The 14,714-nt window shown below is 36.4% G+C and carries 15 protein-coding genes and 1 other RNA gene; 12 read left to right on the top strand and 4 right to left on the bottom strand.

Annotated elements, in window-relative coordinates:
• Positions 1-104: 104 nt before the first annotated feature.
• The 4 genes from F933_RS17110 (at position 105) to F933_RS00455 (ending at position 3,523) form a co-directional block, all read left to right on the top strand.
• Positions 105-221: a hypothetical protein gene (locus tag F933_RS17110; RefSeq protein WP_005056434.1), complete on the top strand. Its 117-nt coding sequence runs from the start codon at positions 105-107 to the stop codon at positions 219-221.
• Between the two features lie 227 nt (positions 222-448).
• The gene (locus tag F933_RS00465; protein WP_005057388.1) at positions 449-910 is read left to right on the top strand and encodes a hypothetical protein; all 462 of its coding nucleotides are present in this window, start codon (positions 449-451) and stop codon (positions 908-910) included.
• A gap of 719 nt (positions 911-1,629) precedes the next feature.
• On the top strand, positions 1,630-2,424 hold the full coding sequence (locus F933_RS00460; protein ID WP_005057386.1) for a class I SAM-dependent methyltransferase: 795 nt from the start codon (positions 1,630-1,632) through the stop codon (positions 2,422-2,424).
• A 712-nt stretch (positions 2,425-3,136) separates the two neighbouring features.
• The gene (locus F933_RS00455; RefSeq protein ID WP_005057385.1) at positions 3,137-3,523 is read left to right on the top strand and encodes a hypothetical protein; all 387 of its coding nucleotides are present in this window, start codon (positions 3,137-3,139) and stop codon (positions 3,521-3,523) included.
• Between the two features lie 201 nt (positions 3,524-3,724).
• On the opposite strand, the gene ssrA is transcribed toward F933_RS00455, so the two are convergent.
• Positions 3,725-4,083, bottom strand: a transfer-messenger RNA (tmRNA) gene (gene ssrA, locus F933_RS16900).
• A 436-nt stretch (positions 4,084-4,519) separates the two neighbouring features.
• On the opposite strand from ssrA, the gene F933_RS00450 reads away from it, so the two are divergent.
• From F933_RS00450 to F933_RS00425, 6 genes are all read left to right on the top strand, one after another.
• Positions 4,520-5,383, top strand: coding sequence for a metal-dependent hydrolase (locus F933_RS00450; protein WP_005057384.1), 864 nt, complete (start codon positions 4,520-4,522; stop codon positions 5,381-5,383).
• A gap of 139 nt (positions 5,384-5,522) precedes the next feature.
• Positions 5,523-5,966: a PaaI family thioesterase gene (locus F933_RS00445; RefSeq protein ID WP_005056426.1), complete on the top strand. Its 444-nt coding sequence runs from the start codon at positions 5,523-5,525 to the stop codon at positions 5,964-5,966.
• Positions 5,967-6,063: 97 nt separating this feature from the next.
• Positions 6,064-7,212, top strand: coding sequence for a DUF6670 family protein (locus tag F933_RS00440; RefSeq protein WP_005057382.1), 1,149 nt, complete (start codon positions 6,064-6,066; stop codon positions 7,210-7,212).
• A gap of 42 nt (positions 7,213-7,254) precedes the next feature.
• Positions 7,255-7,929 carry a glutathione S-transferase family protein gene (locus F933_RS00435; protein WP_005057381.1) on the top strand — a complete coding sequence of 225 codons (675 nt, stop codon included), beginning with the start codon at positions 7,255-7,257 and terminating at the stop codon, positions 7,927-7,929.
• The gene (locus tag F933_RS00430; protein WP_005057379.1) at positions 7,926-8,666 is read left to right on the top strand and encodes an SDR family NAD(P)-dependent oxidoreductase; all 741 of its coding nucleotides are present in this window, start codon (positions 7,926-7,928) and stop codon (positions 8,664-8,666) included. Before F933_RS00435 ends, F933_RS00430 begins: the two co-directional genes overlap by 4 nt.
• A 1-nt stretch (position 8,667) precedes the next feature.
• Positions 8,668-9,360: a Rossmann-fold NAD(P)-binding domain-containing protein gene (locus F933_RS00425; RefSeq protein ID WP_005057377.1), complete on the top strand. Its 693-nt coding sequence runs from the start codon at positions 8,668-8,670 to the stop codon at positions 9,358-9,360.
• 82 nt (positions 9,361-9,442) lie between these two features.
• Here the strand turns inward: F933_RS00425 and exaC are convergent, their stop codons facing one another.
• Positions 9,443-10,954 (bottom strand): acetaldehyde dehydrogenase ExaC, encoded by a 1,512-nt coding sequence (gene exaC, locus F933_RS00420; RefSeq protein ID WP_005057376.1) that lies wholly within the window; start codon positions 10,952-10,954, stop codon positions 9,443-9,445.
• A gap of 140 nt (positions 10,955-11,094) precedes the next feature.
• On the opposite strand from exaC, the gene F933_RS00415 reads away from it, so the two are divergent.
• Positions 11,095-12,276, top strand: a complete 1,182-nt coding sequence (locus tag F933_RS00415) for a helix-turn-helix domain-containing protein (protein ID WP_005057375.1) — start codon at positions 11,095-11,097, stop codon at positions 12,274-12,276.
• Between the two features lie 201 nt (positions 12,277-12,477).
• Here F933_RS00415 and mdh read toward each other — a convergent pair whose 3' ends face one another.
• The gene (mdh, locus tag F933_RS00410) at positions 12,478-13,650 is read right to left on the bottom strand and encodes an iron-dependent methanol dehydrogenase (protein WP_005057374.1); all 1,173 of its coding nucleotides are present in this window, start codon (positions 13,648-13,650) and stop codon (positions 12,478-12,480) included.
• Between the two features lie 319 nt (positions 13,651-13,969).
• Here mdh and F933_RS00405 point away from each other — a divergent pair, with 319 nt between their 5' ends.
• Positions 13,970-14,527, top strand: a complete 558-nt coding sequence (locus tag F933_RS00405; protein WP_005057373.1) for a lipocalin family protein — start codon at positions 13,970-13,972, stop codon at positions 14,525-14,527.
• Position 14,528: 1 nt separating this feature from the next.
• Here the strand turns inward: F933_RS00405 and F933_RS00400 are convergent, their stop codons facing one another.
• The gene (locus tag F933_RS00400) at positions 14,529-14,714 is read right to left on the bottom strand and encodes a DUF2256 domain-containing protein (RefSeq protein ID WP_034710249.1); all 186 of its coding nucleotides are present in this window, start codon (positions 14,712-14,714) and stop codon (positions 14,529-14,531) included.

The raw sequence follows: 14,714 nt of genomic DNA, 5'->3' as shown, positions 1-14,714 counted from the left end.
CCTAGAAGGACAGCCGCTGTTATATTTTTTTTGTCTAAAACTGTGTCTACTGTTCATGGCTTAACTGGTTAAAATATAGTTTTAATGAATGCTAGGATATCGATATGAGTTTTCTAAGAAAGAAAAACAAAGCCAGTTTTGTCTTCTTTATTATTACGCTTTATTCATTCCTAGGTTTTGGAATTGGTTTCATTATTTGGGAATATTTTCTAGATAAGTAAAGCTTTGGTCTGTCGTTATGTCATTAAAAAACTAAAAAAAGAGTGTCGCAGATTTTAGACACTCTATTGTGAAGCTCATCAAAGAGTTATTGTATGCGTTGAAGCAAACGTTATGAGGACTTCATTTGTACCAAAATCATATAGTTGATTTTTCATCAGTTTGAAATAATTGTGTAGAAATAATAAAATATTCATTAAATTGATTTATTTTATGTTGAGTATACTTAGTGAAAAAAATATTAATTCTTCTTATAAGTACGGTAATTTGTGGCGCGGCGTATAGTGCTGATGATATTTTCAAAAAAAATAAATCTATTTTGATGCTAAAAAATAATGAATCGCTAAGTGCTCAAAGCAGCAGTGAGCAAGTTGATTTTTTTGAGTCATATAGACAACAAGAAAATGATCGCATAAACCAAAGTAATTATGATTTGGAGAAGCAACAGCAAATTCAATCGAATACTTCAAATATGAGTCCTCATGATAAATCTCAATATTATCTTGAACATAGACATTTTGATGCTTTGAATGCTCAGCGGCAAGAGCAGCAGTTCAACTCGATTGAAAAAGCGAAAAATAGGGGCTTAATTTCAGACAAAGAATATAATCAAAAAATGGTTAAACCAATCACAATGTCAACAGATCAGAGCAGTAATCAACTTAAGTTTTCCATCCCTGTTGGGGAGTGAGACGGCTGAGTAAAATCAGAACTGTACGTTCTTGCTATTTAATAACTAAGAATTAATGGATTGATTATTGATCTTAATTGTTAATTAAAATTAATTAATTCGAATAAAATTATATTCGAAAAATTTATGATTTTGATGCAGTACTTTAACAAAGTTGCTGCGTCTCAGAATTGAGCGAAATTCACTAAAGCCTACACTCGGTTTATCTAGGTTTTTCAAGTATGTAAAAAAGGAAAACTTGTTAATAAATAAACTACTAGGTGTTTCGCGACTTTAAGTTGCATCAATATTTGCTTGTGTTTAAACCATGCTATTAAAATTCAAACTACTCATAAAACCTACCATAATGCAGTAGTCGACTTGGTTGTTAGACTTAGACAACAAACAAGATACTCAAATCTACAGTGATGATTATTCAACTGAACGAATTAAGAAATCGCAACAATGAACTCTGGAACGGCTTATTTTAAGATATTGATGCTGATAGGAACAATTCAAGTATTTAGCATAAAGCGTATTATCATGATGTTAGAAAATCCTAATTGTATGGCTAAAATGAATGGATTTTTCAGATTCATAGATTTAAATATTCAATCTTGAAAAATGCTGGATTTCATCTATAACGCAAAAAAGCAACTTTCTTAAAATAAACAATGTAGTAAAAAGGGCTATATGATTGAAATAAACATAGCAAAAAATTTTGAAACTAAGGATCAAAGATGAGTGACTATATAAGTATCAATAAGAATGCTTGGAATTTAAAAACAAATACGCATATTAAGAGCGAGTTTTATGACAATATTTCCTTTTTAAAAGGAAGAAACACGCTAAATCCAATAGAATTGGGTATTTTAGGGAATATTTCAGGCAAATCCATCCTACACTTACAATGTCATTTTGGGCAAGATTCTATGTCTTTGGCTCAGCTTGGTGCTCATGTTACAGCGGTAGATTTTTCAGAAGAAGCCATTAAAAAAGCAAAAGAATTTAACGATGAACTGGGTCTAAATGTAGACTTTATTTGCGCCAATATTTACGAACTACCCAGTGTTTTAGACAAAAAATACGATTACGTTTTTACAAGTTATGGGGTTATAGGATGGTTGGAAAATTTAGATTTATGGGCGAGCGTGATATCCAATTTTTTAAAAATTGGCGGTAAGTTTTTAATTGTTGAGTTTCATCCAGTAATATGGATGTTTGATGATGAATTTAAAAATATAACATACAGCTACTTCAACGATGATCCTATAAATGAAACATCTACTGGCTCTTATGCTGATACATCAGCAGAAATAAACTATCAAACAATCACTTGGAATCATAGCCTGAGTGAAATATTTACAAGTTTAATTAATCATGGAATAAATATTCTCGAATTCAAAGAATATGATTACTCATCATATAACTGTTTTAGCAATATGATTAAAGAAAATGAAAAATACAGGATTGAGCATTGTGGTAAAAATTTACCATTGATGTTTTCTATATTGGGTGAAAAGAATCAAAAATAGATAAATTTTTTAAATATTAGTATATTATGCTTGAAAGCTATTTAATTATCTTGAAGATGTTTTATTCTCACGTGTAATGGTTGTTTTCATGCACTACTTGATACAACTAAAAATATCGCTAATGCTCAAACGAATACAAAAGTATTTAATGCTGGGGTTATGTCCTAACAGGTAATAAGTTCCCTGATAATGTGGAGGTTGATGAAGCTCTTTATTTTGATAGAGCTTTAACTATAACGAAGTTAGCAAACTTATATGTCATACTTTGATATGAACTTAATTTGAATATAACAGATTAATTTTTTTGTAGCTCTGCCAAAACTAGCAAGTATGTCAAAATCTTGTCAATATAAAGCCGCTTTTTGTAAGTTATTGAATATATTGATAATTAAATAACTGCTAATAACTAGGGATACAAACTACTTGTTACTAAGGGGGCTTTTTGAGATTTATTGATGTAATAAGTAAAATTAATTTATTCGCTGTAAAAGTCAAATAAAACTAATTATGGTTAGTGATTATTATTTTTAGCTAATTAAAATCCCTTTGCGTAATGTGCAAAAGCATCCCATATTTCAGACTTTAGTGTATATCACTAGACCTACTTCATTTTGAGGTAGGTTTTTTAGTTCGTAAAAATAAACTGATTAGTATATATTCTTTGTGCTTATTTATAATCTAAGAATTAATGAACTATTAGAAAGGCACATATATGAAAAAAACATTAGGTTTGTTACTGGCTATGACAGCATCAACTTCTATATTTGCACATGAGAATCCTGATCGAAAAGGGAAATGTATTGAAGTGAATGGGAAAAATATTCCAACTAAATGTGTTATTTCTTCTGGTGGAGGTGCTGGAGGTATGTATAAAGCATTAAAAATAGGTGATAAGGAATATTTAATTGAAGAAAATACAATGAACCCTGATGCTGAAGAAAGATCCATTTCGTTAGGTCGTAACGCAGATACTTTGCAAGATGCAAAAGAATATTATCGTGAAGCAAAAACAAAGCAAGTGATTAAGACTTATAAAGATGGGGCTTGGTTCTGTACTAAACAGATCAAAGGAAAGTTAGACGTTTGTTATAGTTACTGATACGTATTCAATAATTGGCCCTCTTCGGAGGGTTTTTTAATGGGTGAAATTCATGGTCTGTACACGTAGGGATACACGGTGAGCAATACTATATAAAGTTAAGATCAGTTATGTATAGGCAAGAAAAAAGGCTTAAACCATTACAGTTTAAGCCTTTTCGTCTTATATATCGCTAAATGAAGTGATATAAATTTATGTATTTGGTGGAGGTGGCGGGAGTTGAACCCGCGTCCGCCAGCACTACGCTCGAGAATACTACATGCTTAGATATCGTCTATTGTTTTAACTCTTTGTGACCCGACGAACAGGGTACAAATCGCGATCCTCTAAGTTTAGTACAAAGCCCCGAGGCTTGGCTTTATACGGACTTGTGTGCGTGCGCTTCAGTCGGACTCTCTAACCACAAGTATTCGGAGAGGCGGACAAGCTGCCCTTAGGCAGCTAGAGCGTATGATTCGTCGTTTGCGACTAAAAAATGCAAATTTGATTTACGAGAGAAAATGCGCTCTCGACATGCATCTATGAGTTTCATCACCAGCGTCGAAGCCAGAAACACCCCCAATTGATCTAGCATGATAACACAACTATTAAAAAAATAAATCTTAATTTATAACCAATTAGAAAGTGTAAGGTGATGATATTAGGAAAGAGGCCCATTGAGTTTTTATCGAGTACTCAACAAAGTTATCAATATTTACTTCAGAACGACTTAATGAAATAGCAGTTCATAAAGACAAGTTTCAATTTTTAAAATCAATAATTTTTTATTTAAGTATTTGTTTTAAAGTTATTTTTTAATTATAAGTTATAAATATAAATATAAATTTATAAAAATAGTTGGATTTGTCTTTTAAGGAAGATGACAGTCATTTTAGGACAACTTTTAAGGAATGATGGTAACAAGATTGACAAGAAATCTATCTATCTCTATTTTGATTTAACAAGTACTTTTTTAGAACTTGTTAATTTGAGCTAAAACTCTTGAGGTGAACAATAATGTCGTCAGTGTTGAAAGAAAAATCAAAGCAAAAAACACCTGCATCATTTCCAGTACGTCGAATGGACTATGAATTTCAGGATATGCCTAAATATTGGTGTAATAATGAGCCAACTTTTACTCATTATTTCACTGGTTTGTCTACCTTATTTCCAGAAGGTGAGTCTTATTTCGTCCGTTCGGTTCGGGCTTTAAGAGCTCAGGTTAAAAATAATGAGCAGCTTGATCGTGATATTGGAGCTTTCATTGGTCAGGAGGCGATGCATTCTAAAGAACATCATGCATTCCATCAGTGCGCGCAGCAGTATGGTTTAGACCCAGAGTCATTAGAAAAAATGACAGGTATTGTTCTAAAAGCGATTGAACGTACTTTTCCTAAAAAGTGGAATTTGTTGGTTACAGTTGGTCTTGAACACTACACCGCAGTTTTAGTTGTGGAAATGATGAAAGACGTGAACGAATTAATGACAGATGAAACCATACGCAATTTATGGTTATGGCATAGTGTAGAAGAAACTGAACATAAAGCCGTTGCCTATGATATGTATCAATATTTATATGGTAAAGGACTAGCTGCTTATATTCCTCGTATTGCTATTTTCACCTTTAGTTTAGCCATGATTACGGTTCTGTCGACGCTATATCAGGTGGTACTTTTGAAACGTGATCGTCAATTATTCAATTTAAATTCTTGGCGTAAATTTATGCATCATGGTAGAGAAAAATATAAAGTTTTTATTCCAAAATTTTTAGATTATTACCGTTTTGATTTTCATCCGAATGATACAGATGAAACTGATATTGTGGCTCAAACTAAATTAAAACTAGGCTTAAATGAAACATCACATCATTTAGTATCCTAATTGAATGATCTACTCTAGCTGCTATCACGATCAAAATTTATTTAAATGGATGAAAGGCAGCTTAGCTCATTTATTTATGTTTAATAGCGTTCTATCTGTAAATATTGTTTTTATAAAGACCTAAAAAGAGAGTAAATCAATGAAGAGTCCAAATCAAATGACTGGTTTAGAAATCATGCAAGCATTTCAACAAGGTCTAGTACCCGCACCTGGTATTGCAAAAACTATGGGGATGGACGTTGTTGGAGAGGTTGAGTTTGGTCGTATCGTTTTTATGGCGACGGCAGATGAGCGTCATACCAATCCACTAGGGGGGGTGCATGGTGGTTTTGCTGCGACAGTACTCGATTCTGTCACAGGATGCGCGTGCCATACCGTATTGGCAGCGGGTGAAGGATACGGCACGACTGATTTAGCAATCAAAATGTGTCGTCCAATGCCGTTTAATAAGAAACTCATCGCTGAAGGAAAAGTGATCAATGTTGGACGTAACTTAGTCATTTCAGAGGGCTATCTTCGAGATGAAGAAGGCAAATTGTATGCCCATGCAACAGCGACTAATATGATTATTCGTCAAAAATAATTAATCAAAAAAGAAGGTGTAAAAACCTTCTTTTTTCAATTTAGTAAGGCAATTGTTAAAAGATAAATAAAGCGTTTTTGATGAATTGAGAATAAAAATGATGTCTAAACAAATTCAATCAGATATTCCAGTTACGATAACAGGGCGAATGCTGCCGAATAGTCGTAAAACTAATCGTGGACTTAAAGATCATGTCATTGGTTTATTGACCAAGGCTGCGAGTCGTATCATGGGAGTTGCACGTCCGAATCAAAATATTCCGTATCCGAGCCCAGATTTTTATCAAGCCATTAATAATCCTTTTCCATTTAAAGGCACTCATTTTGGCATCATGATTGCTGATTTGCCTGCACCACATTATTTTCTAAGTTTTGCTTCAATTCTTGGCATGCTAGGATTAAAAGTGGTAGATGCTGATGCTTTCGTTAACCCCAAAGATGGGCCACTTAATACAGCAGTTTTGGTTCATGGTACTGCTTTGGCAAATAAAAATGCATTTTCGAGCTATTCCATCCAGCACGATATTCAATTCGATCCACAACATAATTTAATCAAATTTGGTGAGAATGCAGAAATATCAGGACAGTATCCACATTTTCGATTGATAAGTCGTAGGGAGGATTTTGCTGTTGATTTAAAGCTTACAGCCACGGGTGCAAATTCTTGGTTTGCTCACAGTGCGATTTACCAGCACATGAGTCTGTTGATGAATTATGAGGGTGAAATTACCTATCAGGATCAGACGCAACAGGTATCAGGTTTAGCTACGTGGGAACATTGGAAAGCACCTTCATTGGTTTATCCATTGAATAAAACCATCCCAAAATGGTTGAAGATCCCAGCGGATTTCTTTACCTATCAAGTTTTGACGATTGATGCAACCACACAGCTCTTGTTGGGTTATGTCACTATTTTAGACCATTCAGTTGCAGCATTTGCGATGTTAAGACAAGCAGATGGAACAGCAGTTCATTTAGATGCAAACGTACATTTTGAAGTCTTGAGTTTACAAGCCGAAGTCGCGCAGGGACAAGATGGCAGTTTAATGAGTTTGCCTGAAACATTTAGATGGCAAGTCATAGATAAGCATAAAAACTTACTTTTCGATATTCATGCTACTGTCGATACGCCAATGCTTTTTGGTCTAGCGACTGGCTATGTTGGTGGATACCACTGGCATGGTAGTAGATCAGGAGTGGCTACGCAGGGACGTGGTTATATTGAGTATATTGATCGGCGTGACTAATCTGATTGTGATTAAAACATCAACCCAAAGGAAAGAAAAATAATGGTTACTTTACATCAGTGGGAAATTTCACCTTTTTGTCAAAAAGTAGCAAGAATGTTGAAATTTAAAGGGATTGAATTTGAAACCATCAATTATAATGGTGTGTTGGGGGCTAAGGTTCCAATGTTGAGTAAGGTCGGGAAAGTACCTGTACTGGATATTAATGGACAGCGGATTCAAGACAGCACCCGCATCGCACGTTATTTGGATGAAACTTATCCTGACTTACTACGTCTTTATCCGCTAGATCCGATACAAAAAGCTTATGCTGAGTTGTGGGAAGACTGGGCAGATGAATTATTGTATTTCTATGAGATCCACTTTCGAGTGAGTGATGCCGAGGCTTTAGATCATGCTGTAGCGATTAGTGCGCAAGGTCGCCCAAAGCATGAAGTGATTTTGATGAAACCTTTATTGAAGTCGGCACTCAGTTTTCAACTGAAAATGCAAGGTACAGGACGTATGGCAAAAGCCGATATTGAAGCAGAGTTTATTCGTCATTTAGAACGTATAGAACTGATGCTGAGTGCTACTGGTTGGTTAGTTGGGGAACAAAAAACAATAGCCGATATTGCAGTTACTTCACAGCTTTTAGAGATTGTCCGAACCAGTAAAGTGTGGGGTGCAAAAATTAACAGCTATTCAAATATTTCTGCTTGGATCAAACAGATATGAGTACGCGAGTCGCTGTTGTCGTTGGAGTCGGGGCAGAACAAGGGATTGGGGCTGCTGTATCACGGCGCTTTGCTCAATCTGGGTTAAAGGTTTATGTTGTAGGACGAACGCTCAATAAATTACAAGCAGTGACTCAAACGATTGCTGAGCAAGGTGGGAGTGCTGTCGCTTATTGTTTAGATGCAGAAAATGATCAACAGATTCAATCTTTATTCGACATGATCATTGCAAATAATGAACTGCTAGAAGTTGTTGCTCATAATGTTGGTGGCAATATTCCATCCTTGTTTTTAAAAACGCAGTTGTCTTTTTTCTCAAAAATGTGGCGTTCAACTTTTTTGTCTGCTTATTTGGTTTCGCAGTCTTGTTTGAAGATTTTTGAACAACAACAAAAAGGAACTCTGATTTTCACAGGTGCGAGTGCATCAATGCGTGGTAAACCATTTTTTGCTGCATTTACCATGGGTAAATCAGCATTACGTGCTTATGCACATAATTTAGCAAGTCTGTATAAGTCTAAAAATATACATATTGCACATGTTGTAGTTGATGGCATGGTCGATGGGGATCGGGTTAATAAAGCCTTATTTGGACTTGGGCGTTTAGCAAGATTAACGCGTGGTACAGGAGGTTTAAATATTGAGGCAATTGCTGATAATTATTTAATGTTATATCAGCAAAGCAATGATTTATGGACACATGAATTAGATTTACGTCCGTATCAGGAGCGCTTTTAAAATGATGAATAAGCTAGGACGATTATTAAAATCATCAAAAAATGCTCAACGCTGTATGGTGGTCTTTGGTGGAAATATTGACTTGTTGAGTCAAGCCTTTATCAATCTTGATTCAGACCATCCATTACATATTTTTCAAGTAACTCATGATCCATCTCAGCAAGATTTAAAAATTATCAGTTCTGAAAATCAAAGCACTATTATTCGATTGAATGTTTTGCTGAATGGCTCATTAAAAAGTCTAGTCAAATATATTCAACAACAGAGCTATAAGATTGAATTATGTATTATCCAGCCGAAGTTTGGGTGTGCTGATCATATCAATACTGTATCTCCTGAATTGATTGAACAATATTGGCAAGTTACAGGTTTAAATGCAGTCAGTGTTTCGCAAGCTATGATTGCAAATATGCTTAAACAGCAACGTGGATCACTGATTTTCCTTGGTGTAAGATCAGAGGGTGCAGAAAAGCAAGCTGATTTATTGACGATGAGTATGTTTGCCAGTATTCGAGCCTTATCACAGTCATTGGCAAGAGAGTTTCATCCTAAAGGAATTCATGTGGCTTACTGCACACTAGAAAAATGGGATGATCAGAATCAAAAGTTGATACAATCGATTGCTCAAGTGTGTTGGCATCTACATCAACAACCGAAATCGACTTGGTCACAGGAACTCAGTTTGACCAGTTAATTGGTGGCGAAAATTATAATTGACCTATGAAAAGAGCAAATGTGAAATAACATTTGCTCTTTTTAATGAGTGAGATGGCTTGTTAGAAGAATCCAGCAGGTTTGGTTGAGTAGCTCACCAGAAGATTTTTGGTTTGTTGATAATGATCTAACATCATGCGGTGGTTTTCACGACCAATGCCTGACTTTTTATATCCACCGAATGCCGCATGTGCAGGATAAATATGATAGCAGTTGGTCCATACACGACCTGCCTCTACCGCACGACCTGCACGATATGAGGTATGTGCAGAACGCGCCCACACACCTGCACCCAGACCATAGATGGTTTCATTTGCGATTTTAATGGCTTCATCAAAGTCTTTAAATGTGGTTACTGACAGCACAGGACCAAAAATTTCTTCTTGGAAAATTTGCATGCTGTTATGACCTTTAAACACCGTTGGTTCGATATAGAAACCTTCACCAACTTCTTGTCTAGCACTACCGCCTGTCAACAATTCAGCACCTTCTTCACGACCTGTACTAATGCAGCGTAAAATTTTCTCTTGTTGTTCTAGCGAAGCTTGAGCGCCAATCATGGTTTCAGTATCTAAAGGATGTCCCACTTTGATTCGCTTAACGCGCTCAATGGCTTTTTCTAAAAATGCATCAGCAATGCTTTCTTGAACCAAGGCACGAGATGGGCAGGTACATACTTCGCCTTGGTTTAGGGCAAACATGGCAAAGCCTTCAAGCGCTTTATCCAAGAAATCATCTTCTTTATCCATAATATCTTCAAAGAAAATATTCGGAGACTTACCACCCAGTTCGAGTGTCACGGGAATAATGTTTTCTGTCGCATATTGCATAATTAACTGTCCAACTTGAGTTGAACCTGTAAATGCAATTTTAGCAATACGTGGGCTGGTTGCGAGAGGGCGACCGACCTCAGCACCATAGCCATTGATGACGTTCAACACACCTGCTGGTAAAATATCTTGAATGAGTTCGAGAACCAATAAAATTCCAACTGGAGTTTGTTCCGCAGGTTTTAAAACCACGCAATTTCCTGCTGCAAGTGCAGGAGCAAGTTTCCAAGCGGCCATCAAAATCGGGAAGTTCCATGGGATAATTTGACCGACGACACCTAATGGTTCATGGAAATGATAGGCAATGGTATCTTCATCAATTTCTGAAATGCCACCTTCTTGTGCACGGATACAACCTGCAAAGTAACGGAAATGATCAATTGCCAATGGAATGTCCGCTGCTAGTGTTTCACGAACAGGTTTACCATTGTCCCAAGTCTCTGCCACTGCAAGCATTTCAAGGTTTGCTTCCATACGGTCAGCAATTTTAAGTAAGATATTTGAGCGGAATGTTGGAGAGCTTTTATTCCATTCAGCTTTTGCTTTGTGTGCTGCATCAAGTGCAAGTTCAACATCTTCAACAGAAGAACGCGGTATCTTTGTAAACACTTTGCCATCGACAGGCGAAACGTTATCGAAGTATTCTCCTCTGACGGGAGCGACCCATTGACCACCAATAAAGTTTTCATATTGTGGTTTAAATTGGACTTTTGAATCTGCTTGATTCGGATCGATGTAACGCATATATATATTCCTTTGCTTATAATTGATCTTAAGCATCTACAGCTTTGGTATAAGGTACTTTTGTACGCTATTTCACTAGGATATAAGGGGGAAGGTTGGAGAAAGGTAGGAAACCATGATCACGCGTGAGGGATACACACATGTTTACAAAACAAGAGCTGATACAACAAAGGCAGTCTATTGATCAATTAAAGCAACAAAATAGCTTGTCTCCCCAAAGTGCTGAGAAACTAGAGCAGAGTATTGCGAGTTCTTGGCAGCGATCCGTATCGTCTTCAATTCCCAAAGAACGTCTTGCAGCTCCCTTACTAAATCAAAATAAGAAAAATTCAAGCAGTTTAGATAAAGCCTTAAATACCTGTTCAAATGAACTGAGCCATATCGCTGCACAGTCATCCATGGTGATCGCTGTAGGTGATGTAGGTAGTACCATTATATGGACAGCCTCAAGTACGCAAATGCAAAGTGCTGCTGAAAAGGTGCATTTTATCGCGGGTGGGCAGTGGGCTGAAGAGGTGGTTGGAACAAATGCTTTGGCGCTATCGCTTAAAACTCAACAATCCAGTTGTGTCTTTTCAAACGAACACTATATGGAGTCGATTCATGATTGGGTCTGTTATGCGGCTCCGATTATTGATCCATATTCAAAACAAGTACTAGGTGTAGTGGATTTATCTACCACATGGAAAAAGCATAATAGCTTAGGGGTTTTAGCAGCAGAACGTTGTGCATCAATTATTCAAACTGCACTGATACAACAACAACGTCAACAGTTATATATTCGGGCTTTTTCGACACCGCAGATTCTCTATAATGGAAAATCATTGGTTCTTACACCACGCCAAATTGAGATTTTGGCAATATTGGTATTGTGTCCAAATGGCTTAAATCTAGAAAAATTGCATCAAGCTTTATACGGTGAACGTAAAGTGAGTATCGGCACTTTAAAAGCTGAAATGTCGCAATTGAGAGACATTTTAGGGGGAATGCTAGGATCAAGACCATACCGTTTATTGGCAGATGTAGAAGCAGATTTTCTTTTGGCTGAACAAGCACTTGATTCTGGTTATGTGGCTTCTGCATTACAGTTGTATAAAGGTGTTTTTCTCGCTAAAACTGAAAGCCCATTTTTATGTGCATGGCGAGATTGTTTAGAGTCACGCTTGAGTGATGCGATTTTTAAAACCACAGAAACAGATCTATTATTGAAACACGTGGCACATTTCCCTGAAGCAATCGATGCAGTTGAACGTTTGATGGAATTATTACCTGTTGATCATCCTGCACATCTATCTTTGAATAAGTTTAAAGATATGTTTTAAGGCATTTTTTATAGATATTAGAAATAATCATGTTGATTGATTTATATTTTAGAGAATTATTTAAAAATTAATAAAAATCAATATATTGTAATTTAATTTAAAAAATTTAGCACCAAAAAAAGTGGGAATATCACCAGCTTGCTATTCCCACAAAAAAAGTAAGCCTGTTGTCGGAGGCTTGGCTTACTTTTAAGAGAAAATTTAAAGTGCAGTTTTGAAAATTTCAACCACTTGAGCATGCGTTGCTTTACGAGGGTTGGTCAGCATACACGCATCTTTTTGAGCATTTTCAGACATGATTGCAAGATCTTCAGTTTTTACACCAAGTTCAGTTAAACCAGATGGAATACCAATTGAAGATGATAATTCTCTAATTGCATCAATTGCGGCAAATGCGGCTTCTGTTTCGGTAAAACCGTCTGTATTGATCCCCATTAATTCTGCAATTTTTGCATAACGATCTTGGCAAGCAATCAAGTTGAATTCACAAACATGGGGTAAAAGCACTGCATTACATACGCCGTGTGGCAGATTATAGAAACCACCTAGTTGATGTGCCATTGCATGAACATAACCAAGAGAAGCATTGTTAAATGCCATACCCGCTAAATATTGTGCATAACTCATCGCGTCACGTGCTTCAATATTTTCACCATTGGCAACAGCAGGGCGTAACCATTGGCTAATCATGGTAATTGCTTTTTCTGCACAAGCATCGGTAATCGGATTTGCAGCAGTAGAAACATAAGCTTCGACGGCATGTGTTAAAGCATCCATTCCTGTTGCCGCCGTTAAACCAGCAGGTTTAGCAACCATCAGTTTAGGATCATCAATAGCGATCAGCGGTGTACAACGCCAATCAACAATTGCCATTTTGACATGGGTGTCGGTATTGGTAATGATACAGAAACGAGTCATTTCAGATGCCGTTCCCGCCGTTGTATTGATTGCAATGAGTGGTGTCATCGGCACGGTACTTTTATCAATACCTTCATAATCACGAATATGCCCGCCACCGGCGGTAACTAAGCCAATTCCTTTAGCGCAGTCATGTGAAGAACCACCACCAAGGGAAACAATAAAATCACAAGCATTATCATTATAGGCTTGTACACCATTGTGAACATTGATATCAGTTGGATTGGGTTCAGCACCAGCAAAGATATGACTCTCCACACCCGCATCTTTTAAATATTCTGAAATGGTATTTGCTACACCAAATTTAAATAAACCTTCGTCGGTGACGATCAATGCTTTTTTAGCGCCAAGGTTTTGGGCTTTGATTCCAATTTCTTTGGCACAACCAGGTCCAAAAAGAGAGACGCAAGGGATGTAAAAACCGTTGGTTTGATCTGCAATATTCTTAAAAGCCATGGAGCGATTCCTTCTTCCATAATCCATTGTTTGTTATTCAGTGATCACATCACTGTAGGCTTAGTATGCAAGGGTTGAAATTTTTTCCTACCTACCAAAAACCTACCAACAAATGAGTCATGGAGTTTTTAAAAGCGCAAATTTCGGTTCTTTATCGAAGATCAAACAGAGGTGATTTAGTAATTCATGTTTAAACTTAATTATGAGTTAAATTGTTAAACTATTGTTTTTAAATGTAATGTAAAGTTAATCTCACATTTTATTCACAGCTTTATATTTAAAGTGAACCAAATATTTTTGAAAATATGAAGGGGATAAAATGAAAGCTAAAACTGTATTCGGCATGGCTATATTGTCTGTTTCTCTGGCTGCTACTGTAATACCAGTACAAGCAAATGCTCAACAACCCTCTGCGGTGGATAAAATTGATGTCAATCAATATGCTGGAAAATGGTATGAAATTGCTCATTTACCCATGTATTTTCAACGTCAATGTCTAAGTGACACGACTGCAACTTATACTATCAATCCAGACAAAACCATTGGCGTATTAAATAGCTGCCGTACAAAATCAGGTGAGATGGATAGTTCAGAAGGTATTGCTTATGCAGCAAATGCAGGGAACAGTAAACTAAAAGTAAGTTTCTTACCGAAAGGCTTACGTTGGTTGCCATTTACCAAAGGCGATTATTGGGTATTACGAGTAGATCCTGAGTATAAGATCGCTTTGGTGGGTGGACCATCAACTAAATATTTATGGCTTCTTTCTAAAACACCAACCATTGATGAGGCCACTTATAACTCTTATCTTGAAACGGCAAAACAACAAGGTTATGACTTATCTAAGTTGATCAAAACACCACATCGAGCACCATAATTCATTTAAAAAACTCATCAGGCATCTGCGTGTTAGATGTCTGATTTGTAATATGCTTTGTTTGTGATTTGCATTTTTTAGAGCAATATTTAACGTCATCCCAGCATCGTTCCCATTTCTTTCGCCATGAGAAAGGACGTAAACAATAAGCACAAATTTTTTCAGGTAAATGAACTTTCTTATGCAT

The organism is Acinetobacter beijerinckii CIP 110307, assembly GCF_000369005.1.
In the GTDB taxonomy this organism is placed as follows: domain Bacteria; phylum Pseudomonadota; class Gammaproteobacteria; order Pseudomonadales; family Moraxellaceae; genus Acinetobacter; species Acinetobacter beijerinckii.
Note: the sequence above shows the minus strand (reverse complement) of the source record. Positions and strands in the feature narration are given on the sequence as shown.

Excerpts from the sequence above, each read along its gene's own strand:
- F933_RS00460 (WP_005057386.1), top strand. The coding sequence starts at position 1,630 with ATGAGTGACTATATAAGTATCAATAAGAATGCTTGGAATTTAAAAACA.
- F933_RS00440 (WP_005057382.1), top strand. The coding sequence starts at position 6,064 with ATGATGTCTAAACAAATTCAATCAGATATTCCAGTTACGATAACAGGG.
- F933_RS00445 (WP_005056426.1), top strand. The coding sequence starts at position 5,523 with ATGAAGAGTCCAAATCAAATGACTGGTTTAGAAATCATGCAAGCATTT.
- F933_RS00400 (WP_034710249.1), bottom strand. The coding sequence starts at position 14,714 with ATGCATAAGAAAGTTCATTTACCTGAAAAAATTTGTGCTTATTGTTTA.
- F933_RS00450 (WP_005057384.1), top strand. The coding sequence starts at position 4,520 with ATGTCGTCAGTGTTGAAAGAAAAATCAAAGCAAAAAACACCTGCATCA.
- F933_RS00415 (WP_005057375.1), top strand. The coding sequence starts at position 11,095 with ATGTTTACAAAACAAGAGCTGATACAACAAAGGCAGTCTATTGATCAA.
- F933_RS17110 (WP_005056434.1), top strand. The coding sequence starts at position 105 with ATGAGTTTTCTAAGAAAGAAAAACAAAGCCAGTTTTGTCTTCTTTATT.
- mdh (WP_005057374.1), bottom strand. The coding sequence starts at position 13,650 with ATGGCTTTTAAGAATATTGCAGATCAAACCAACGGTTTTTACATCCCT.
- F933_RS00435 (WP_005057381.1), top strand. The coding sequence starts at position 7,255 with ATGGTTACTTTACATCAGTGGGAAATTTCACCTTTTTGTCAAAAAGTA.
- exaC (WP_005057376.1), bottom strand. The coding sequence starts at position 10,954 with ATGCGTTACATCGATCCGAATCAAGCAGATTCAAAAGTCCAATTTAAA.
- F933_RS00425 (WP_005057377.1), top strand. The coding sequence starts at position 8,668 with ATGATGAATAAGCTAGGACGATTATTAAAATCATCAAAAAATGCTCAA.
- F933_RS00430 (WP_005057379.1), top strand. The coding sequence starts at position 7,926 with ATGAGTACGCGAGTCGCTGTTGTCGTTGGAGTCGGGGCAGAACAAGGG.
- F933_RS00405 (WP_005057373.1), top strand. The coding sequence starts at position 13,970 with ATGAAAGCTAAAACTGTATTCGGCATGGCTATATTGTCTGTTTCTCTG.
- F933_RS00455 (WP_005057385.1), top strand. The coding sequence starts at position 3,137 with ATGAAAAAAACATTAGGTTTGTTACTGGCTATGACAGCATCAACTTCT.